The 18,658-nt window shown below is 58.9% G+C and carries 21 protein-coding genes; 10 read left to right on the top strand and 11 right to left on the bottom strand.

All coding sequences use genetic code 11. From position 1 onward, the window contains the following. Positions 1-6: 6 nt before the first annotated feature. From fahA to M0D64_RS41760, 3 genes are read right to left on the bottom strand one after another with little or no spacing between them, the layout of a single operon-like run. On the bottom strand, positions 7-1,344 hold the full coding sequence (fahA, locus tag M0D64_RS41770) for a fumarylacetoacetase (RefSeq protein ID WP_154560143.1): 1,338 nt from the start codon (positions 1,342-1,344) through the stop codon (positions 7-9). After that, positions 1,334-2,569 carry a CaiB/BaiF CoA-transferase family protein gene (locus tag M0D64_RS41765; RefSeq protein ID WP_266261934.1) on the bottom strand — a complete coding sequence of 412 codons (1,236 nt, stop codon included), beginning with the start codon at positions 2,567-2,569 and terminating at the stop codon, positions 1,334-1,336. Before M0D64_RS41765 ends, fahA begins: the two co-directional genes overlap by 11 nt. Before the next feature lie 2 nt (positions 2,570-2,571). Beyond that, positions 2,572-3,336, bottom strand: coding sequence for an enoyl-CoA hydratase/isomerase family protein (locus M0D64_RS41760; protein ID WP_266261933.1), 765 nt, complete (start codon positions 3,334-3,336; stop codon positions 2,572-2,574). A 397-nt stretch (positions 3,337-3,733) separates the two neighbouring features. Here M0D64_RS41760 and M0D64_RS41755 point away from each other — a divergent pair, with 397 nt between their 5' ends. The 5 genes from M0D64_RS41755 to M0D64_RS41735 all read left to right on the top strand — a co-directional run bounded on the left by M0D64_RS41755 (position 3,734) and on the right by M0D64_RS41735 (position 8,753). Then, positions 3,734-4,414: a TetR/AcrR family transcriptional regulator gene (locus tag M0D64_RS41755; protein WP_266261932.1), complete on the top strand. Its 681-nt coding sequence runs from the start codon at positions 3,734-3,736 to the stop codon at positions 4,412-4,414. 32 nt (positions 4,415-4,446) lie between these two features. Continuing rightward, the gene (locus M0D64_RS41750; protein WP_154560140.1) at positions 4,447-4,788 is read left to right on the top strand and encodes a plasmid pRiA4b ORF-3 family protein; all 342 of its coding nucleotides are present in this window, start codon (positions 4,447-4,449) and stop codon (positions 4,786-4,788) included. A 112-nt stretch (positions 4,789-4,900) separates the two neighbouring features. Beyond that, positions 4,901-6,298 (top strand): MFS transporter, encoded by a 1,398-nt coding sequence (locus M0D64_RS41745; RefSeq protein WP_266261931.1) that lies wholly within the window; start codon positions 4,901-4,903, stop codon positions 6,296-6,298. 66 nt (positions 6,299-6,364) lie between these two features. Further along, positions 6,365-7,348, top strand: a complete 984-nt coding sequence (locus tag M0D64_RS41740; protein WP_266261930.1) for a LysR family transcriptional regulator — start codon at positions 6,365-6,367, stop codon at positions 7,346-7,348. Then, positions 7,341-8,753, top strand: coding sequence for an aspartate ammonia-lyase (locus M0D64_RS41735; protein ID WP_154560137.1), 1,413 nt, complete (start codon positions 7,341-7,343; stop codon positions 8,751-8,753). Before M0D64_RS41740 ends, M0D64_RS41735 begins: the two co-directional genes overlap by 8 nt. A 128-nt stretch (positions 8,754-8,881) precedes the next feature. Here the strand turns inward: M0D64_RS41735 and M0D64_RS41730 are convergent, their stop codons facing one another. Continuing rightward, positions 8,882-9,553: an SDR family NAD(P)-dependent oxidoreductase gene (locus M0D64_RS41730; RefSeq protein WP_266261942.1), complete on the bottom strand. Its 672-nt coding sequence runs from the start codon at positions 9,551-9,553 to the stop codon at positions 8,882-8,884. Between the two features lie 126 nt (positions 9,554-9,679). Next, positions 9,680-10,564: an NAD(P)-dependent oxidoreductase gene (locus tag M0D64_RS41725; RefSeq protein WP_266261928.1), complete on the bottom strand. Its 885-nt coding sequence runs from the start codon at positions 10,562-10,564 to the stop codon at positions 9,680-9,682. A 236-nt stretch (positions 10,565-10,800) separates the two neighbouring features. Between M0D64_RS41725 and M0D64_RS41720 the strand changes: the two genes are divergently transcribed. The 3 genes from M0D64_RS41720 to M0D64_RS41710 all read left to right on the top strand — a co-directional run bounded on the left by M0D64_RS41720 (position 10,801) and on the right by M0D64_RS41710 (position 12,575). Then, on the top strand, positions 10,801-11,160 hold the full coding sequence (locus M0D64_RS41720) for a superinfection immunity protein (protein WP_154560134.1): 360 nt from the start codon (positions 10,801-10,803) through the stop codon (positions 11,158-11,160). Positions 11,161-11,303: 143 nt separating this feature from the next. Then, positions 11,304-11,453 carry a DUF2934 domain-containing protein gene (locus M0D64_RS41715; protein ID WP_154560133.1) on the top strand — a complete coding sequence of 50 codons (150 nt, stop codon included), beginning with the start codon at positions 11,304-11,306 and terminating at the stop codon, positions 11,451-11,453. Between the two features lie 144 nt (positions 11,454-11,597). Further along, a complete protein-coding gene (locus M0D64_RS41710; RefSeq protein WP_168435669.1) occupies positions 11,598-12,575 on the top strand; it encodes a helix-turn-helix domain-containing protein in 978 nt (325 codons plus the stop codon). 62 nt (positions 12,576-12,637) lie between these two features. Here M0D64_RS41710 and M0D64_RS41705 read toward each other — a convergent pair whose 3' ends face one another. The 3 genes from M0D64_RS41705 to M0D64_RS41695 form a co-directional block, all read right to left on the bottom strand. Then, entirely contained in the window at positions 12,638-13,033 is a 396-nt protein-coding gene (locus M0D64_RS41705) for a VOC family protein (RefSeq protein WP_154560132.1), read from the bottom strand. 144 nt (positions 13,034-13,177) lie between these two features. Further along, on the bottom strand, positions 13,178-13,534 hold the full coding sequence (locus M0D64_RS41700) for a nuclear transport factor 2 family protein (protein WP_266261927.1): 357 nt from the start codon (positions 13,532-13,534) through the stop codon (positions 13,178-13,180). 80 nt (positions 13,535-13,614) lie between these two features. Next, positions 13,615-14,052: an acetylacetone-cleaving protein gene (locus tag M0D64_RS41695; RefSeq protein ID WP_093632326.1), complete on the bottom strand. Its 438-nt coding sequence runs from the start codon at positions 14,050-14,052 to the stop codon at positions 13,615-13,617. 327 nt (positions 14,053-14,379) lie between these two features. On the opposite strand from M0D64_RS41695, the gene M0D64_RS41690 reads away from it, so the two are divergent. Further along, positions 14,380-15,702: a TIGR00366 family protein gene (locus tag M0D64_RS41690; RefSeq protein ID WP_266261926.1), complete on the top strand. Its 1,323-nt coding sequence runs from the start codon at positions 14,380-14,382 to the stop codon at positions 15,700-15,702. Between the two features lie 47 nt (positions 15,703-15,749). Here the strand turns inward: M0D64_RS41690 and M0D64_RS41685 are convergent, their stop codons facing one another. From M0D64_RS41685 to M0D64_RS41675, 3 genes are read right to left on the bottom strand one after another with little or no spacing between them, the layout of a single operon-like run. Further along, complete coding sequence (locus M0D64_RS41685) at positions 15,750-15,968, bottom strand: hypothetical protein (protein WP_154560129.1); 219 nt, start codon at positions 15,966-15,968, stop codon at positions 15,750-15,752. Beyond that, complete coding sequence (locus M0D64_RS41680) at positions 15,968-16,315, bottom strand: hypothetical protein (protein WP_266261925.1); 348 nt, start codon at positions 16,313-16,315, stop codon at positions 15,968-15,970. The genes M0D64_RS41685 and M0D64_RS41680 overlap by 1 nt, the downstream gene beginning before the upstream one ends. Further along, complete coding sequence (locus M0D64_RS41675) at positions 16,312-16,626, bottom strand: hypothetical protein (protein ID WP_154560128.1); 315 nt, start codon at positions 16,624-16,626, stop codon at positions 16,312-16,314. The genes M0D64_RS41680 and M0D64_RS41675 overlap by 4 nt, the downstream gene beginning before the upstream one ends. 294 nt (positions 16,627-16,920) lie before the next feature. On the opposite strand from M0D64_RS41675, the gene trpS reads away from it, so the two are divergent. Further along, entirely contained in the window at positions 16,921-17,943 is a 1,023-nt protein-coding gene (gene trpS, locus M0D64_RS41670) for a tryptophan--tRNA ligase (RefSeq protein ID WP_266261924.1), read from the top strand. Positions 17,944-18,658 lie beyond the last annotated feature (715 nt).

Below are 18,658 nucleotides of genomic sequence, written 5' to 3'. Positions count from 1 at the left end.
CGGCTTCTACACCACCGTTCGCGCGGGCAGTACTGCTCCGCGGTTCTCTCCGAACCCGATGCGCGCAAATCCGGGCCGCTCACACCAACCCTTCATGACGACCGCATCGCCGTCCTCCAGGAAGCCGCGCGTTTCGCCATTGCCCAGAGCGACGGGTGTCTTTCCTGCGGCAGTGAGTTCGATCAAGGCGCCAGCCTCAGCGGCCGTTGGTCCCGAGATCGTGCCGCTACCGAGCAGGTCACCGCTCTGCAGATTGCAGCCACCAATGGTGTGATGCGCGACCATTTGCGCGATCGTCCAGTACTGGTGACGGAAGCTCGTGTGCGACAGCCGTGCGGCAGGTGCCTGACTTGCACGCTGCCGCTCGGACTCCAGCCATACCTCGAGTTGGATGTCGATACTCCCTTCGCTGCGGTTGGCGGGCGCATCGAGATACGTCAGCGGTTGAGGCTCGTCTGCGGGCCGCTCCCACGCATGACGAAACGGCGCCAGCGCTTCCATGGTGACGATCCACGGAGAGATTGTGGTAGCGAAATTCTTCGCGAGAAACGGCCCCAAAGGTGTCGATTCCCACATCTGTATGTCGCGAGCGGACCAGTCGTTCAGCAGGCAAAGGCCGAACACATGTTGTTCGGCACTCGTGACGGGAATCGGCTCACCCTGCTGGTTGCCAACGCCGATGAAGATTCCCAGTTCGAGCTCATAGTCCAACCGCGCACACGCGGATACCTCAGGCACGCTGTGCCCCGCAGCAAGTCGTTGTCCAAGCGGTCGCCGGACTTCCTCGCCGGATATTCCAATGCTCGAGACACGTCCGTGATAGGCGATAGGCATCCACTGAAAGTTTGGCGACAGTACCGGGTCAGGACGCAGCAGCTTGACGATGTTGCGGGCATGGTCGATCGACGTATAGAAATCGGTGTAGTCGCCGATGCGGGCTGGCAAGCTGTATTCGACCAGCGCCTGCGGAACGAGACACCGGCGCAGCACGTCGGTATCAGGCGTCGCCGACACGTTTCCCGCTGGCGCTTCGAAAAGCGCGAAGGCGGCGTGCCTCAAGGCTCGCCATGCGCCCGGGCCCATGGCGAAGAACTCGTTGAGCGAAGGTTGCGTGCAGGCGATGGCCGCCTGCATGGCGAGGCCGCTGAGGCAGCGTTCGCGAAGGAGGGCGGCCAGGTCGATGACCTGGTCTCCCAGCGCGATACCTGCGCGAAACGCCTCCGACTCTCCCTTGCGGCGAAAGATCGCGTAGGGGAGATTCTGCAGCGGAAAGTCGCAGTGAGGCTCATTGGCCGATGCAAGCCAGCTCTTGACAGCCGCATCGTGCGTACGGTCAAGGTTCATCGAATTCACCCCGCAGGCTCCGGCGGCTAAGCAGCACACGGCGTTGACGCAGTTCCTCGATCAAAGCGGGATCGACGTCGCGCTCGGCGAGTAACTCGACGTTGTGTTCGCCCTGGAAAGCAGGGACGCCAGGCGGCGGCAAGGTTGCGCTACTGAAGCGCCATGGCACACCCGGCATGCGCATCGTGCCGCCCGAGCGATCGTCCACCTGGACAATCGCGCCCCAGTCTTGCGCCCACTCAGATTCCGCGAGGTCATTCGTGCTGCGGACCACACCGACAGCGAGGCCTTGTTCGCTCACCTGCGCCTGAAGTTCCTCCAGGTCGGTGAAGGTGAGAATCCAGGCGCGGACTTCGCTCAGCAGAGCATCGAGGTTCAGGCGGCGCAGTGGCGCGGTCGCAAAGCGCGGGTCGAGCAGCAGATCGGTTCGACGCATCATGGAGCAGTAGCGGACGAACATTGGCGAGTAGATGGGACTCGCGGCGATGGTCAACTGACGTCCGTCCGGTAGCCTGAAGATATGGGATTCAGGCGCGCTCAGCGCCGGTGGCTCGCCCTGTGTGTCAATCCCGGACAGTTGCGCGCCAGCGCGCTCGTTGACCGCGAGCATGGTCGCGGCCATTGCGACATCGACGTGCTGTCCTTCCCCGGTGCGGTTGCGATGCTGGATTGCGGCGAGCACCGCAATTGCGGCATGCAGGCCGGTGTAGACATCCGCATGGCTGCAGGCATCGTTCTTGAGTTCAGAAAGCGAGTCGCCGTAGTGCTGTTGCAGAATGTCGGTCAGGCCGGTTTCCGCCTGCACCGTCGGGGCAAACGCGGGTCGGTTGCGCCACGGCCCGGTCTGTCCGTAACCGCTGATGGAAACGTAGACGATCGCCGGATTGAACTGGCGAACCTGCTCATAGCCAAGACCGAAGCGGTTGAGTGTGCCGGGGCGGAAATTCTCAACGATGACGTCTGCGTCGCGGCACATGTCGATCACGATTTCGCGTGCTTCGGGCCAGTTCAGGTCGATGCTGAGATTGCGCTTACCCGCATTCTGCTGCGCATAGTAGACCGACATCCCGTCAATGTGAGGCACGCCTCCGCGGCCCGAGTCGCCACCGGGCGGTTCGATCTTGGTCACGTCGGCGCCGAGATCGCGCAGTGTTTTGGTACACAGCGGGCCCGCGAGCACGCGTGTGAAGTCGATGACTTTCAGCCCGTCGAGTGGTGCGTTCATGATCAGTTCCCCTCGAATACTGCGGAGCCCGGACCGGTCTTCGCGAAGGACTGCAGACCGCGCTTCTGGTCGGCGCTTGCCCACATCATGTTGTTCACCTCGGTCTGCTGTGCATCGGCACCTTCGATGCCACGGCGCGCCGAAAGATTCGCCAGTTTCTTGATACCGCCCAGGGCGACTGTGGGGCCGGCTGCAAGCTGGCGGGCCCATGACATCGACACATTCGGTAATTCGGCCTCGGCGACGACGAGGTTGATGGCACCCCAGCGTTCGAGTGCTGCCGGATCGTGACGCCGGCCGAACATTGCCATTTCTTTGGCGCGTGCCACGCCCACACGCTGCACGACTCTCTGAACGCCGCCGAGCAGCGGCAACAGACCGAGAGACGCTTCAGCCATACCGAAGAAAGCCGTGTCGGCCGCCAGGATCATGTCGCAGGTCAATGCCAGTTCGAAGCCACCGCCGAGCGCACCGCCATGCACGGCCGCTACCACAGGGATGCGGATATTCTCGAGGGCATCGAGCAGCGCCTCGAGGTTAGTCTGATCGCGGCGTCGCCCGCCCGCTGCGAATGCTGTCACGTCCGCGCCCGCGCAGAAGTGGCGCATGCCGCTACGTAGGAGAATCGATCGGCACCCTTCCTCGACGGCTCTGCTGTATGCGGCGAGCAGTTCCTGAATAAAGATATCGTCGAGCAGGTTGTGGGGCGGTTTTGCCATGGTGACGACGCCGACGGCGCCGTCTTTTTCAAAGAAAACGATGCTCATGTCTTATCCTGCATGTTGGTCCGGTGGGTTGCCGGACGAATTGTTACGAAGACTGTAAAAAAATATAGGAATGCGAAATACAAGGTATATGCCTACCTTGAGAGCGTGTCAGGCCAGGCTGGTTTGCCGTTTTCAACGATCTGGCTGTGCGTTCCGCGCCTACGCCGCGCTAAAACGGTCCATGCCTTGTGCCGTGCGAATCAATGACTCGATCCTAACACTGATAAGTTGGTTTAAAATTAGGGTATTCCCGATGCTGGGGGAGAGGAGAGTGCGATTAGCATGTGCGCCGGGATATCGGCAAGCGGCGTGCGAGGCGTGTTGCGAAGCAGATTTGTACTTTTAATAGTCTGACCACTTTCATGGTGCCATCGTGAATTCAAAAGCATCGACTGACGTGTCCGTGCCCTATCACCACGGAAATCTGCGTAATGCACTGATTGCAGAGGGGCGTCGCGCTTTGGAGGAGATAGGCGTCCACGAACTCAGTCTGCGCTACCTGGCACGTAAAGCAGGTGTGTCGGAGGCGGCGCCTTCTCACCATTTCGCCGGCAAGGAAGGCCTGCTGGCTGCCATTGCAGCAGATGGCTTTCGCGATCTCGCGGCGCTGCGCGCCACAATAGCGGCATCCGACGAGACGGCGCTTTCGAAGGCATATCGGATGATGAGAGTCTATGTGGAGTTTGCCCAGCGCTATAACGGGTTATTCGAATTGATGGTCGGTCCTCGGATCGTCGCGCGCGATTCTTACCCGGAGCTCAGCACGGAGATCACGAAGTCGTTCCGGCTTTTCGCTTCGTCTGTTGAGCAATTTGCGTTGGAAAAGCAATGGGAAGAGCAATCGCTGACGCTCGTCACCCATGCTGCCTGGAGCGTGGAGCACGGACTCGCGACGCTGATCCTCTCAGATCGCATGCCTCGATCCGATAAACCGCTTTCAATCGATCAGGTGGTGGAGTTTTCAATCAGCATGTTCCTCAGTGCGGTTGCGGCAGGCGCATCGAGTCTCGAAGATGTCATTCGGCAACTCCCCGACTCGGAGACCGCGCCAAAGTGGGGGCTGAAGTCTGACCTGTGAATATGGCTCGGGGGAGCAGCTATAGTGGGTCGATGTTCGGTGATTCTTCCCAAACCACTTCCGTGCTCCAGTTGCGAATCAGTCTACGGGGCGTCAGCCCGCCGGTCTGGCGGCGCCTGCTGGTTCCCGAGCAGATTACGATCGCGCAACTGCATCATGTGATGCAGCTCGCCATGGGCTGGAACGACGCACATCTGCACCAGTTCGTCATTCGCTGCTGGCGTTACGGCGGGCATCCCGACGGCGCGCTGCAGTTCTTTGACGGTCCAGACACCCTGTCACTGGCTATGCGCACACAACAAAGTGTGCTCGCAGATCTCGCCATAAGCCTCGAGCTATCTGCAGCTCGCAGATTCAGTTCCAATGCGGCATAGTATTAGAGTTAGTGATACTGACTTGTGACATGCTGTTTTCCTGAAGTCGTCACCATACACTGGTTTCCAAGGTGCAGTCTGATTGAGCACCAGAACGAGACAGGAGACGATTGTGAACAAACAGGTGTTGCTGGAGGATTTACCGCTCCGCCCCTTTCACATAGGGGTGGCTTTCAGCGGAACAGGCGGGCAGTTCAGCGATGGTTTTGTGCTGGGGATTATCGGCATTGCCGTCAGCATGGCTGCCGGTCCGTTACATCTCAATGCCGTCTGGATGGGGTTGCTTGGAGCGGCGTCGCTGGCGGGGCTCTTCTTCGGCAGCATGCTGGCAGGCCCGATTGCGGACAAGTACGGCCGCCGGACGATTTTTGCGTTCGACATGCTGCTCTTCGCGGTCGTCTCGGCCGCTCAATATTTCGTGACGTCACCCGCACAGTTGCTGGTGTTGCGCCTCGTGCTCGGGTTCATCCTCGGCGCCGACTATGTGGTCAGCAAATCCCTTGTGACGGAGTACTCGCCGCGCCGCTATCGCGGACGTCTGCTTAGCGTGCTCGCTGCGGCGTGGGCAGCGGGGTATGTTGGTGCCTATCTTGCCGGCTTCGCCATGCGGGACATCGGCCCTGACGCATGGCGGCTCATGCTTGCCGCGAGCGGAATTCCGGCCCTGCTGATTCTTCCGTTCCGCCTCATCGTGCCTGAGTCGCCGATGTGGCTCATGAAACGTGGACGTGGCGACGAAGCGCTTGCGATCATCCGTCGCAAGTTCGGCCCTGACGTCATGCTTTCTAAGCCGGCTGGTGCGTCTCAACAGCATCGCGGCGCCTGGTCGGAGCTGTTCTCGCCGCGTTGGCGCAAGAACACCATCGTTGGCTGCGTCTTCTACACGTGCCAGGTCATTCCGTATTTCGCGTTGGGCACGTTTTCGCCGAAGGTTCTCGAGGCGCTGCAAGTAAAAGACAAGTTCGTGGGCGGCCTCGTCTACAACATCCTGCTCTTTGCCGGCGCCGTGATTGGCCTGTTGCTCATCGATAAGCTCTCCCGTCGCACGTTCCTCATCGGGACCTTCTACTTTGCGGCGCTTGCTTTGGCTGTGCTCGCCTATGCCAGCTTTGGACCCATCGGCACGATGCTGGCGTTCGGCCTCTTCGCATGCATTCTCTCGGCTGCGGCGAACCTCGAATTTGTCTATCCGCCCGAACTCTTCCCGACGCACCTTCGAGCATCTGGCGTTGGCCTCGCGGTCGCCGCGAGCCGCTTCGGTTCAGCCATCAGCACGTTTCTGCTGCCGCTCGCCGTTCAGCACGTCGGCATTCACGCTTCATTGGGTGTCTGTGTCGCGGTGCTGCTTTTCGGCGGAGTCTTCTGTCACATGCTGGCGCCCGAAACAGGTGGGGAAAGCCTCGCGGACGTAAAGTCCGACTCCGCAACCGATGACCAACCGATAGCTGAAGAGCGACATGACGCATCCATCGCTACCTCAGCGTTGGGTAGCAGCAAGCCACGCATCTGATGCCCTTTGGAAGGCAGCGGCCCGGACGCGTGAACATAAGCCAGTACGCTTTTATCAGGACACGCCATGTCGCCGAACAAACCAATCGATATGCATGCGGTACAGGTCTTTGTCGCCGTGGCGGAAGCGGGAAGTATGTCTTCGGCGGCAACCAGGTTGGGCATATCTCAATCAGGCGTGTCGCAAATCATTCGGCAACTCGAAGAAGAACTGGGCGTCGTGCTGGTGAACCGCACGACCCGGCCGCTGGCGCTAACACCCTTTGGCATCGCACTTCGGAACCGGGGCGCCGTGTTAAGCGAAGAGATTGCCAATCTGAAGGCACAGGTAGTCGAAGCCGGACGAGGCATCAAACCGGAATTGCGTATCGGACTGGTCGATTCGTTTGCGTCGACTTGCGGCTCGGTTTTCACCAAGAACCTGCTGGGGAAAGTGTCGCAGTTGTCGATACGTACCGGTTTGAGTCCCCAGCAGGGTGAAGCGCTTCTGCGCCGCGACCTGGACCTGATCGTCACGAGCGACCCGCTGGCTGACGCCAATGACGTGGTCCGGTACCGACTCTTCTCGGAGCGCTACTTTGTTATCACGCCGAGGGAGCTAAGAAAGCCTGTGCGAACCATCGAGGATGTACGCGCGCTTGGCAGCAGCTTACCCATCGTCCGGTTCAATCGCACATCACAGGTTGGATTGCAGATCGAGCGGTATTTGCGGCGGATTGAAGTACGGCTTCCAAACCGGCTTGAACTGGACAATGCCGATGCTTTGACCTCGATGGTTGCGGAAGGAATTGGATGGGCCATCACCTCGCCGATGTGTCTTCTTCAGGGTGTCACGCATGCGGGCAACGTTGCGACCCATGTGGTTGAAAAGTTGGGTCTCGAGCGCTCTCTTTATCTGGTAGCGCGCCGGGACGAATACAACGCTTTTTTTGATGATGCGTGCGAGACAGCGCGCGAAGTAATTGAAACATCATTCATGCCGAGGCTGAAAGCTCTCGGCGGAGAAATGGAGAAACTTATTACCGTTGGCGAAAGGAATTCTTATGAATAAGCTTACTCAAGGTGAACAGCGAGTTGAACGTGACTATGTCGGCGAGGTCACCATTCCCGCTAACAGGCTGTACGGCGTGAACACGGTTCGTGGCGTTGAGAACCTCACGGTTTCATCCCTGAATATCGCTCACTTCCCGCAGTTTCGCGACGCTTTCGCCCGGGTCAAGTGGGCGGCAGCTTTGGCCAACCGCGACAACGAAGTACTCACCAAAGAGCAATGTGAGGCTATCGTCAAAGCTTGCCAGGAAGTCATCGAGGGGCACTTCGACTCTTCGCTCGTGGTCGACCTGATGGAAGGGTCGGGCGGGACGTCCACCAACATGAACTTCAACGAGGTCATCGCCAATCGCGCCCAGCAGCTATTGGGTCACGCTGCCGGAAACTACGAATTGATTCATCCAAATGACCACGTCAACCAGTCCCAATCCACCAACGACGCCTATCCAGCGGCGTTGAAAATTGCGACATACGCTATGCTCGAACCGTTAATCAAAGAGGTCACGCAGCTTGCAGCTCTCTTTGATAGCAAAGCCGCCGAGTTCGCCGACGTGCTGCATCTGGGCCGCACCTGCCTGCAGGACGCCCAGCCGATGCGTCTGGGCCAACTATTCGGAGGCTATGCGTCTCTGACAGCCCGTTTGGCAGAGGAACTCGTGGCAGTCCGCGACAAGCTCCGAACACTGCCTCTGGGGGGCACCGCGATTGGCACCGGCTTCGGTGCTCCCGCGGGTTATCGTGCCGCCGTGTACACGCACCTTGGCAGCATTACAGGCGTGGAATACCAGGCACCGGGAAATTCGTTCGATGCAATGCAGAACATGGATGTGTTCTCGCGCGTTTCGGCTGAGCTTCGTACCTGTGCTGTATCCCTCGCAAAAATCGCATCTGACCTGACAGTCCTGTCCTCGGGCCCTGTCGGCGGCCTCGGAGAGTTGAAGCTGCCGGAAGCGCAGGCCGGGTCGTCCATCATGCCGGGCAAGGTCAACCCTGTCCTGCCGATGGCAATCATTCAGCTAAGTTTTGCGGTTGTTGGAAATGACGTTGCAGTTGCGCAGGCCGTGCAGTACGGCGAACTGGAAATCAACCATTTTGAGCCCGTGGTCGCGTCGCGCGTTTTCGACAGCATTGCGCTGCTCACAAACGGCATTCAGCGTTTCTCGCAGAAGTGCGTCAAGGGCATCAAGGCGGATGTTGCGCGTAACGAGCAGCATTTGATGGAATCCATGGCAGTTGCCACGGCACTGGTTCCGAAGATTGGCTACGCCCGAGTCAGCAAACTTGCGCGCCAATCCGTGGCTGAAGGTCGCTCTTTGATTTCGATTCTGGACGAGTCCGGAGTGCTTTCCACGCAAGACACCATCACGGCAATCCGCAACGCGTCGTATCCGGTGTTTGACGCATAAGCGTTCGCTGCGAGCGAGGAGCGAGCAGACCTGGAGCCATTCCGGGTCTGCTCGCCCTTGACTCTATATGAACGGCAGCATGCCAGCAAATGACGAGCTACTGAACTGCGGTCGAAAGACAAGACGCGCTAAAACTTCTCTATCCAGGGTCGCAGTTCAACCTCCCATGTCCACGCACTACGATGCTGGCGATGGATATGGAGGTATTCCTTGGCGATGGCGTCAGGGTCCAACCATTTGTCCTCATGGCTGGCATCGTCCGCTTGAGGACGGCTGCTCGCAATGCCGCCGTCGATGACGAAATGCGCGACATGAATATTTCTCGGAGCGAGTTCTCGCGCCATACATTGGGCCATCCCTCGCAACGCGAATTTGCCCATCGCAAATGGCGTCGAACCAGGCAGCCCTTTCACACTTGCCGTAGCGCCGGTCAGGAGGATGGTGCCGCTGCCGCGCGCCAGCATTCGAACGGCTGCGGCCTGGGCGACTAGAAAGCCACCGACGGCGGTCACTTTAAGCGCGTCCTCAAGTTTCTCTGGGTCGATGTCTTCGACTGCCGCGCGGTAGCGGCCACTCGCGTTGTACACAACGAGGTCGGGCGCGCCGAATGCGTCTTCTACGCGGTCAAAAAGTGCGGTGACATCGTCCGGTTGACTGGCGTCGCAACGTAAGGGCAGAGCGCCCGTCTCGCCGACGAGGTCCGTCAGCTTGCTGGTATCGCGGGCAGCGAGCGCAACCTGCATGCCCTCTGCTGCGAACAGTCGCGCGAGCGAAGCACTCAATCCCTTTCCTGCGCCCACAATCAAAGCGGTCTCAGTTCGACTCACGGTTCCTCCGGATTCAACAGGGACTGGAACTGCCACGTATGAGCGAAGTTAGCAATTCCAGCGTGTGTGACTGCATCCGTATCCACACACCCTAACTTTTTAGCGGGGTGGGGTGCGGGATGCACGCTTCGTCATATTGTCTGCCGGCAACATGCCCGGCAAGGCCTCCACAAAGAAATCCGCTTGCAATGCGGCCCCAGCCTGCACGTCGTACTGTGCAAAGTCGCGCACACCGGCGGCCAGCAGAACTTCGTCGTCGAGGAAGAAGTTTCCTGTGCACTCTTTGGCCGGGCGCGTCAGGATGTAGTGGGCCGCGTCAGCGACTATCTCAGGCGTGCGACATGCTGCAATCATGTCCTTGCCGCCAATTTCATTTTGCACAGCAGCGGTCGCGATCGCTGTTCGAGGCCATAGCGAATTGACGGCGACACCCCGGTCTTTGAACTCGCCGGCAAGCGCCAGGGTGAACAGGCTCATTGTGTATTTGGCAATGGTGTATGCCGGAAAATCGCTAAACCATTTTGCGTCCAGGACCAACGGAGGTGACAGCGTGAGGATGTGCGGGTTCGGCGCATTGAGGAGGTGCGGCAGGCACGCTTGCGCGCATACGAACGTACCTCTGCCATTGACCCCATGCATCAGGTCGTACCGTTTGACGGGTGTGTCCAGCGTGCCTGTCAGTCGAATGGCGCTGGCATTGTTCACGAGGATATCGATGCCGCCGAACAAAGCAACGGCCTCGGCGACTGCCGCCTTCACGCGTTCTTCGTCGCGAATATCCACCACCAGCGGGAGCGCCTTGCCGCCGGCAGCTTCAACAGCCGCAGCCGCCGTGTGAATCGTGCCTTCGAGACGCGGGTCTGGCTCCGCGGTCTTGGCGCAAATCACGACATTGGCGCCGTCGCGTGCGGCTCTGAGTGCAATCGCGAGTCCGATGCCGCGACTGCCACCGGACATGAATAGTGTCTTGCCAGCAAGGCTCATGGTCGTCTCCTGATGATTTACAGCAGCATACGCTTCTGCCGTCATCGGCGCGCAGGGGAGCGCTGCAGCCTACGCGTCGCCGCAAACCTCCTCCAGCATAGGGATCCCCGCCAATCCGCGATGGGCTTTAGCGAGCGCCATTGTCTGGCATTTTGCAATTGTGATTTCACGCTATCGGTCTAGAAAAAAGATAGGCCAGATCTAAACTCCTATCGAAACTGTAGCGAGGTGAAGAAATGTTGAAGCTTATCGAAGGTGCGGTGTTGCTAGGTGCGCTGATGCTGTATTTGGTGCCCGCAATGATTGCAGACGCCAGAGACCGCGAAGACGCCTTTGCGGTGACCATGGTGAACATCCTGCTTGGATGGACCGTTATCGGTTGGTTCGCGGCGCTGATATGGGCGCGGCATCCGGTCAGCGATCGTCGTTTGAAGCAGTTCGCAAAACGGGCACAACGGGCGGTTGCACGAGTCACGATAGATGCCATAGTTGCTCGCGCTGAAGGCCGTGCTGGGTCAATTCCCTTGTTCAACCCGCGTTTGGTGCCGGTAGTGGCGCGCATCGCAGCAAGCAGCCGTTACCAACACAGAAGTTAGTCGGTGACGTGGGCCGAGCGTGAATGGACCGTGCTGACATTCGAGAGGTGGGCGCCGTATTGCGCCCGGCTTTCAGACTTGCTTGTTGATTGACCGGGGCGTCGACGCTCTAGTCAATCGAAGAAATTTTTCTGGAGATTGAAATGGATATGCCTGTTACCGAGGAGCAAGTTCGTACGCTTGCGTTCTATCTGTGGGAGAAAGAGGGAAGTCCCGAGGGACGTTCCCAGGAATATTGGGCAAAGGCACGGCAACAGCTAGGCGCAGATCGCGTGCTGGCAGAATCGGATTGAGATGTTAGTTCGGTGTGACCAGAGCTCCTAAGCGGAGGTCCACGTGCTCGGAACGTTGACGCTGTTCCACGTATTCAACCGGAAGGGAGGATAATTGGACGCGTCATCGAGCGCATCGTGAAACCGAGGGAAAGGAGCGACGACGTGCGAAATCAATCTACCGAATGGTCGAGCAACGACGTCCCGGCTGGTGACCGCACAGACGCCTGGCAGTCGGTGCTCAGTCACAGCTACAGGGAGTGGCAAGTCCCTCATCGTCTGCCTGCTACGTTCTACGCCCACGTCAAACATCATGATTTCGCGGGAGCCGGGATTGTCGAGACGGTATGCGACCCTTGCAAGGGTCAACGCACGCGAGGGCAAGTTCGCCACGATGATGAACTGTATGTCGGAGTGCAACTCACCACGGGTGGGCGCGAACGATTCAGGATTGGCGATTCAGGCGTGGAGGTCGCGTCCGGCGATGTAGTCGTCTGGACGACTGACCAGTCCATCGAGTTCGAAGTTCTCGAGCGCCTGCATAAGGTGACGCTGATGATTCCATGGTCGGTTATGCGGGAGCGGCTACCGGAACGCAAGCAGCCGCCGACAGGAGGCAAAATCGAAAGCCGCACAGGCGTCGGTTCATTGCTGGCTGTGCACCTGCTGGCCCTTTCAAATGAAATCGCAACACTCGACGAAAGCGTTCAGGGTTCCGTCAGCAGGTCTACGCTCGAACTGCTGGGTATCGCGCTATCCGGCCAGCAACCGTCAGCAACGTTCGACGCCAGCGCGGCGATGCTCAGACGTGTGCAGGACTTCATCCTGCAACATCTGCACGAAGACGACCTGAACCCGACCCGGATTGCCGAGGCAAATCACATTTCGCTGCGTTACCTGCACATGCTGTTTCAGCGTAGCGACATGACCGTTTCCGGGTGGGTTCTGGACAGGCGACTGCACGCCTGCAAGCAGGCGCTGACGGACCCGGCCTACAACCGGCAACGTATCTCGGAGATAGCGTTCCGCTGGGGTTTCAATTCAACTAGCCATTTCTGCCGGGCGTTCAAGGAGAAGTACGGCGCCTCGCCGGGTGATGTTCGCAGGACTGTGGGCGTTGGTTCGTTGGACGAGTTGACATGACAAACGCGGGGCGGAGCTAGCCTTTTCGCTCAATCCGCGTGCCTGTTGTTGCCTGCATGCACTTACACGTAATGCCCCGAACGCTCCAGAACTTCGATTTTGTAGCCATCGGGGTCCTGAATGAAAAAGAACCGGGCGAGCATCTCTTCGCCGCGCTTGAATTCCTTCACGGGCGTGGGATGGATACCGAGCTGCGTCATGCGCTCATGCTCATTTTCAAGCTCTGGGACGGCTACAGCGATGTGCCCATAGCCGTCACCGTGCGTGTATGCCGGCTCGCGGCCTTTGTTCCACGTCAGTTCAATCTCGAAGTCATTCTCTTCGTTGCGAAGATAGACCAGCGAGAAGTCGGGGAAATCAAGGCGGTGACTTGTCGACAGCCCGAGCGCGTCCTGATAGAACTGCAGCGAACGCTCAAGGTCGTGGACCCGCACCATGGCGTGAATGATTTTGGCCAATTTTTACTCCCTAGTTGCGCAATGCGCGACGCAGTTGCCGAGCTGCGCCGCGAGCGTTCAGTTAAACCGGGAAGCGACAGAGCGTCTCACCGCCGTCGATGCGGATGTGGTCACGGACGAGGTCACCGATAAGTCACGCATGAGTCAGGCCGAAAAAGACGTGAACGTCTGAACCGCAATTTTCCCGTCTCTAACGTAAAGGGTGTCTGTTGCGAGTGTGACCCACGGCTTTGCCTCCCAGGCGAGGTACGCTACGTTGCCGATTGTGCTCATGCTTGTAATCTTGAACGCCGGCCAGAACGCTGGGTCTGCACCGTCAAGAAATGCCTTGAAGAAGCTCGCGATCTCGTCGCGACCACGGAAGGTCCTGTCCGGCGTAACGATGGCGGAGCTGTCGTCGTAATCCTTGAGAATCTCCTCAACGCCTTGAGCGAACGCACCGAGATGATGGTCCAGAACCTGCTTGGTTGCTGTTTCTGCCTGTTCAGAGAGATCTGACATGTCGAGTATCCACGAGAGGAGCAACGGGATGTATCGGTAACGATGGTCGTTGCCGATACATGACGTAGACAGCAGTCCCTTCAGCCCGCGTATGCACGTTGGGCTTCGTCCCAGGTCACCACCACGATCGGCGTGCCATCTTCCTTGATGAAGGATAGTGGTCCCAGGAACGTCATGTAGAACTCGCTGTCGACCGGGAACGCGGTTTTGTCGTGACGAGCATTGGCAGACTCGTAACCGTACGCCGGTGCGACGACCGTGTCGCCGCCGTGCTCGCTACCACCGCGGACGTCCATGCGGCCCTTCGTCAGCAAATATTCGCCCGGCCCGACGTGAAAATGCGCGTTGAAGGACGAGCCTGCGGGGCAATCAAAAATTGCGGTCCATGCACCCATTTCGGGGGAGGCGTGAAGCATCTTCCAGCGGATTCCTCCTTGCGAGAGCGCATCCGGGAAGGGCTTCCACGGAATCTCATCGATTTGAACCGCTTCTTCGCGAACCTTTGGTTTGATGTCCATCGTCGTCTCCAGATTTCGCCAAACCGAATTCGAGTTCGGCGTGGTTTGTGGGTGAATCAACGATATCGCAGGAGAGCGCCGGAGGATTGCACGGTAGTGCAAGTCGAGTTGCCTGCCAGCGCACCGGAGGACTCAGAACGCGTCTTATCGGTTTAATTACAACGCGCTTCACGTCCGCCTTCTCGACGACTGCAACAGCAATGTCGTCCTCGACGCAGGATTTTTCGTTGTGTGCAAAAATCGGCGCGCGCGGCCTACGTCCATACGGTTTACGGCCCGTAACAAGGACAGTTGGCCGCATCGATAAAGGTGACGAGGAGTAGACAATTGATTCAGCGTATCTCTGCTTTTTTCACTCAGGTGGTGCATCGGGTGTTGCCCGATCCCCTGATTTTTGCCATTTTGCTTACCGGCGTTACCTTCGCGCTCGCGTTTGGTTTGACGCCGAAAGCGCCTGCCGACCTCGTGATGCTATGGGGCTCCGAATTCTGGAACCTGCTCGCATTTTCGATGCAGATGGCGATGATTCTTGTAACGGGACATGCGCTGGCTAGCTCGGGACCCGTCAAGCGAGTGCTTGTCGCGCTAGCGAGCTCTGCCCGGACGCCCGGGCAAGGGGTGATGTTGGTGGCGTTTGTGGGCGCCGTTGCCTGCGCCATCAACTGGGGATTCGGTCTCGTTCTGGGTGCGATGCTTGCGCGAGAGGTGGCCCGACGCGTCAAGGGAACCGACTATCGGTTGCTCGTGGCGAGTGCTTATATGGGTTTCCTGACCTGGCATGGTGGCTTGTCCGGCTCGGTGCCGCTCGTCGCCGCCACCAAGGGCAATCCGATGGAGAAGACCGTCGGTCTGATTCCGGTTTCGCACACTATCTTTACGGGCTACAACGCGTTTATCACCATCGGCCTCATTATTCTTTTGCCAATCCTGGCAAGACTCATGATGCCGAAACCCGAAGACGTGGTCACGGTAGACCCGGCGCTATTGCTGGACCCGCCGAGTGTAGAGCGCAAGCTTGCTCCCGACGCGACGTTCGCTGAGCGAATGGAAGAAAGCCGTGTACTGGCCATCCTCGTGGCAGCACTCTGCGCCGTCTTCCTCGTCATCCGGTTCATCAACAAAGGGTTCGCACTGGATATCGACACCGTCAACCTGGTGTTCCTCGCAGCGGGCATCGTTCTTCACAAGACCCCTATGGCGTATGCACGCGCGGTAGCGGCGGCAGCGAAGGGCGCGTCCGGCATCATGATTCAGTTTCCGTTTTATGCCGGTATCCAGGCGCTGATGGACCACTCGGGCCTGGCGGGCGTCATCACGAAGTGGTTTGTCGATATCGCCAACGTTCACACGTTCCCGCTGCTCGCGTTCCTCAGCTCGGCACTGATCAACTTTGCCGTGCCATCCGGTGGTGGTCATTGGGTCGTGCAGGGCCCATTTGTTATGCCGGCCGCGCAAGCGCTCGGCGCAGACCTTGGCAAATCTGCGATGGCGATTGCTTACGGTGAGGCGTGGACAAATATGGCGCAACCGTTCTGGGCTCTTCCGGCGCTTGCCATTGCAGGGTTAGGCGTTCGTGACATCATGGGCTACTGCGTCACCGCGCTGCTGTTCTCGGGCGTTATTTTTGTGGCCGGCATGTACCTGTTCTGACAAAAGGCGGCCCGTCTCGATGTGAGGGGGACCGCCACACCGTACGTCTACCCGTGGCTATCGACCCACGCTCGTGCCCAGTCAAGTCCGGCATGCTGGGCTTGCTCTTCGGTATCGAAATAGCCAAGGACGCCGGATGCTTCAACGAGCTTGTTGTTTCGAGTGATCGTGCCGCTCGCCGCGTACCGTTCCGGCTGGAGCATGCCTTCCTGCTGCAGGATGGCGTGCCCCCACACGCTATAGCCGTTGTAGCTCTCCAATTCCATCAGCGAGTGACCTCAGCCGACATGCCGCGAGAATCAACCCGAAGCACGTTTCCTTCGGGCGTGAATTGGCGCGGAATCTCCGACATATCGGGTTCGTCTGTCGGCGCGGTTTTCTGTATGTGGCTTTGCTTCGCCAGGAGCCTGGGTGCGGATGTCGGCGTGCGCCGGGCATGCACATTCACCGCGTGAGCACCGACGGGTCGATGAACCGCGAGCTTGCGTGCAGCGCCGACCCTATGGGGAGCGGTTGCACGGGCCTCCGGCGGATTCCAGACTTCAGTGTAGCCAGCCGCGTACACGGCCGGCGTGAGCGTCGCCATCAGTACGGCCAATCCAATACTTTTCACGCTTTCTCCTTGTCTGCTTTCCGTTGCAGCCACTCTTTGCAACCAAGCCCCTGTCCGACGCAGCCGCCATCGCAGCCGGGACAATAATGCCGGTCTCGTATGTCAGCGCTGACGTGCCAGACATTGTCGTTCGCTGGACTTGCTGTGCCTACAGCGGTGCCGTTTTCGCAGGCATAGAAGGCTGGCTCCCCAGATTTTCCGCGGCTGACTGCATCGTCAATCGCCTTGTCGCCAAAGGCTGAGCGCAATTCTGCGATGAAGGCGGCCATCTCAGGCATTGGATGGACGGGCCTGCGAACGCGTACATCCATGGGTCACCCTCGATTAAAAGTGCCAGTTCGTTGCTGTGAAATTGCGCCTGCGGTACTGTATAAATATACAGGTTTTTCGTGCGCCGTCCACCGGTACCGTTCCGGGACGCATGCTGCGCTATACTCATCCGATGGAAACGAACCCGATCTTGCTGAACCTGTATCGTTGGTGGCACGCCTGACCCAGGCGGCCCGTTTTCACACGTACATCTACAACGTGATGCCGCCAGTCCTGGCGGCATTTTTGTTTTTGCGCGCGCATGACTGGTGGTGTCCCCAAACACTGAGCTCACCATGTCACAGGCGAAACAACCCGTTATCCTCACCGGCGACCGCACGACCGGTCCCTTGCACCTCGGTCACTACATCGGCTCGCTGCGCACTCGCGTGCAGCTTCAAAACGAAGCGCAGCAGTTTTTGCTTCTCGCCGATGCGCAGGCGATGACGGACAACGTCGGCCGCCATCAGAAGGTGACCGACAACGTAATCGAAGTCGCGCTGGACTATCTCGCTGTCGGCATCGACCCTGCCAAATCAACTATCGTCATCCAATCGCAGGTGCCCGAACTCGCGGAACTGACGCAGTATCTGCTCAATCTCGTGACAGTTGCTCGCCTCGAACGCAACCCGACCATCAAGGCGGAAATCGTGCTCCGCGGTTTCGAACGTGATATCCCCGCGGGCTTCCTGACGTATCCGGTCAGCCAGGCGGCCGACATCACTGCGTTCAAGGCGACGCGCGTGCCGGTCGGTGACGACCAGTTGCCGATGATTGAACAAACCAACGAACTGGTGCGCCGATTCAACAGCACGGTCGACAAGCCGGTGCTGGTCGAATGCGAAGCGGTGCTTTCGCACGTCGCGCGGCTGCCGGGCATCGATGGAAAAACCAAGATGAGCAAGTCACTGGGTAACGCCATTACGCTGGGCGCGAGCCCGGACGAAATCACCAAGGCCGTGAACAACATGTACACCGACCCTAACCATCTGCGCGTCGACGACCCGGGCCAGGTTGAAGGCAACGTTGTGTTTGCGTTTCTGGATGCGTTCGAACCGGACGTGCCGATGGTCGACGAACTCAAAGCGCATTACCGCCGTGGTGGTCTGGGCGACAGTGTGGTCAAGCGCGCACTCAACGATCGGCTGCAGGCGATGCTCGCACCCATTCGGGAACGCCGCCGCGAGTTGGAGACCGACCGCGCGGAGGTGCTGAACGTTCTGCGGCGCGGGACCCTGCGCGCTCGGGAAGTGGCGGGTGCGACGGTATCGGAGGTGAAAGCTGCGCTTGGTTTGAATTACTTTCAGAACTCACAGTAGAAGATCAACAAGCCGCGCAGTTGTAACCCGGCGCAGGCCGGGCGTCGCGCGGTCGTGCTAGCCCAGTCGTAGCTTCGGCGGGGCAACGTGATGTATTGTCACATTCAGTTGATATACAGGACGGGCAATCCTCGAAGGAGATTGATTTGACCGTTCGAAAATCAACGTTGTACGTCGAGAGCGCAACAAAGCATCCATTTGAGAGCTGCTTCGTCGACCTTGGCGGGCACTCCGCAGAGTGAGCCCTCACTGCGCTCACTGCCGCAGTCCATGCGGCTCAACGTGAAATGAATGCTTTTGACTGGATTGCAGACGCGCTTCCCGGCGCGACGCTCAAACCGGCCTTGGCATTCGGCACGGTTGGCGAACTGTATCGGTCATACACGAGACCCGCTGAGCTGGGACGCCTGAAAGGAGTGTTGCGGTCCTGACCAGGGCATTCCAATATGTCCCGCATTCGAACATAGGCGTCTATAGTGGAGTCATCGTCCCGCCGGGGGCGAGCTTCCTTTTCAGGACCGACGCATTTGACGGGGGACGGCAAAATGCCTGCTGATTCTGATTTGGCTTACGACCCGCAGGGACAAACGCCTGGGTCATTGCTGACGCTGGTTGGATATCTCGAACTCTCGCTGGATGAGGGGGAATGCGTCGTCATGAGAGCTAACGTCAAGAGTGGTGTATGGGCAGCTTGATAGCGTTCGACTTCAGGCGG

The sequence above is a fragment of the Paraburkholderia sp. WS6 genome, assembly GCF_030464835.1.
GTDB classification, from domain to species: Bacteria; Pseudomonadota; Gammaproteobacteria; order Burkholderiales; family Burkholderiaceae; genus Paraburkholderia; species Paraburkholderia madseniana.
The sequence above is the reverse complement of the archived record's forward strand: the minus strand, read 5'-3'. Positions and strand labels throughout refer to the sequence as shown.

Coding starts and splice junctions, on each gene's coding strand:
- fahA (WP_154560143.1), bottom strand. CDS start 1,344: ATGAACCTTGACCGTACGCACGATGCGGCTGTCAAGAGCTGGCTTGCA.
- M0D64_RS41765 (WP_266261934.1), bottom strand. CDS start 2,569: ATGAACGCACCACTCGACGGGCTGAAAGTCATCGACTTCACACGCGTG.
- M0D64_RS41760 (WP_266261933.1), bottom strand. CDS start 3,336: ATGAGCATCGTTTTCTTTGAAAAAGACGGCGCCGTCGGCGTCGTCACC.
- M0D64_RS41750 (WP_154560140.1), top strand. CDS start 4,447: ATGTTCGGTGATTCTTCCCAAACCACTTCCGTGCTCCAGTTGCGAATC.
- M0D64_RS41740 (WP_266261930.1), top strand. CDS start 6,365: ATGTCGCCGAACAAACCAATCGATATGCATGCGGTACAGGTCTTTGTC.
- M0D64_RS41735 (WP_154560137.1), top strand. CDS start 7,341: ATGAATAAGCTTACTCAAGGTGAACAGCGAGTTGAACGTGACTATGTC.
- M0D64_RS41725 (WP_266261928.1), bottom strand. CDS start 10,564: ATGAGCCTTGCTGGCAAGACACTATTCATGTCCGGTGGCAGTCGCGGC.
- M0D64_RS41720 (WP_154560134.1), top strand. CDS start 10,801: ATGTTGAAGCTTATCGAAGGTGCGGTGTTGCTAGGTGCGCTGATGCTG.
- M0D64_RS41715 (WP_154560133.1), top strand. CDS start 11,304: ATGGATATGCCTGTTACCGAGGAGCAAGTTCGTACGCTTGCGTTCTAT.
- M0D64_RS41700 (WP_266261927.1), bottom strand. CDS start 13,534: ATGTCAGATCTCTCTGAACAGGCAGAAACAGCAACCAAGCAGGTTCTG.
- M0D64_RS41695 (WP_093632326.1), bottom strand. CDS start 14,052: ATGGACATCAAACCAAAGGTTCGCGAAGAAGCGGTTCAAATCGATGAG.
- M0D64_RS41685 (WP_154560129.1), bottom strand. CDS start 15,968: ATGGAATTGGAGAGCTACAACGGCTATAGCGTGTGGGGGCACGCCATC.
- M0D64_RS41675 (WP_154560128.1), bottom strand. CDS start 16,626: ATGGATGTACGCGTTCGCAGGCCCGTCCATCCAATGCCTGAGATGGCC.
- trpS (WP_266261924.1), top strand. CDS start 16,921: ATGTCACAGGCGAAACAACCCGTTATCCTCACCGGCGACCGCACGACC.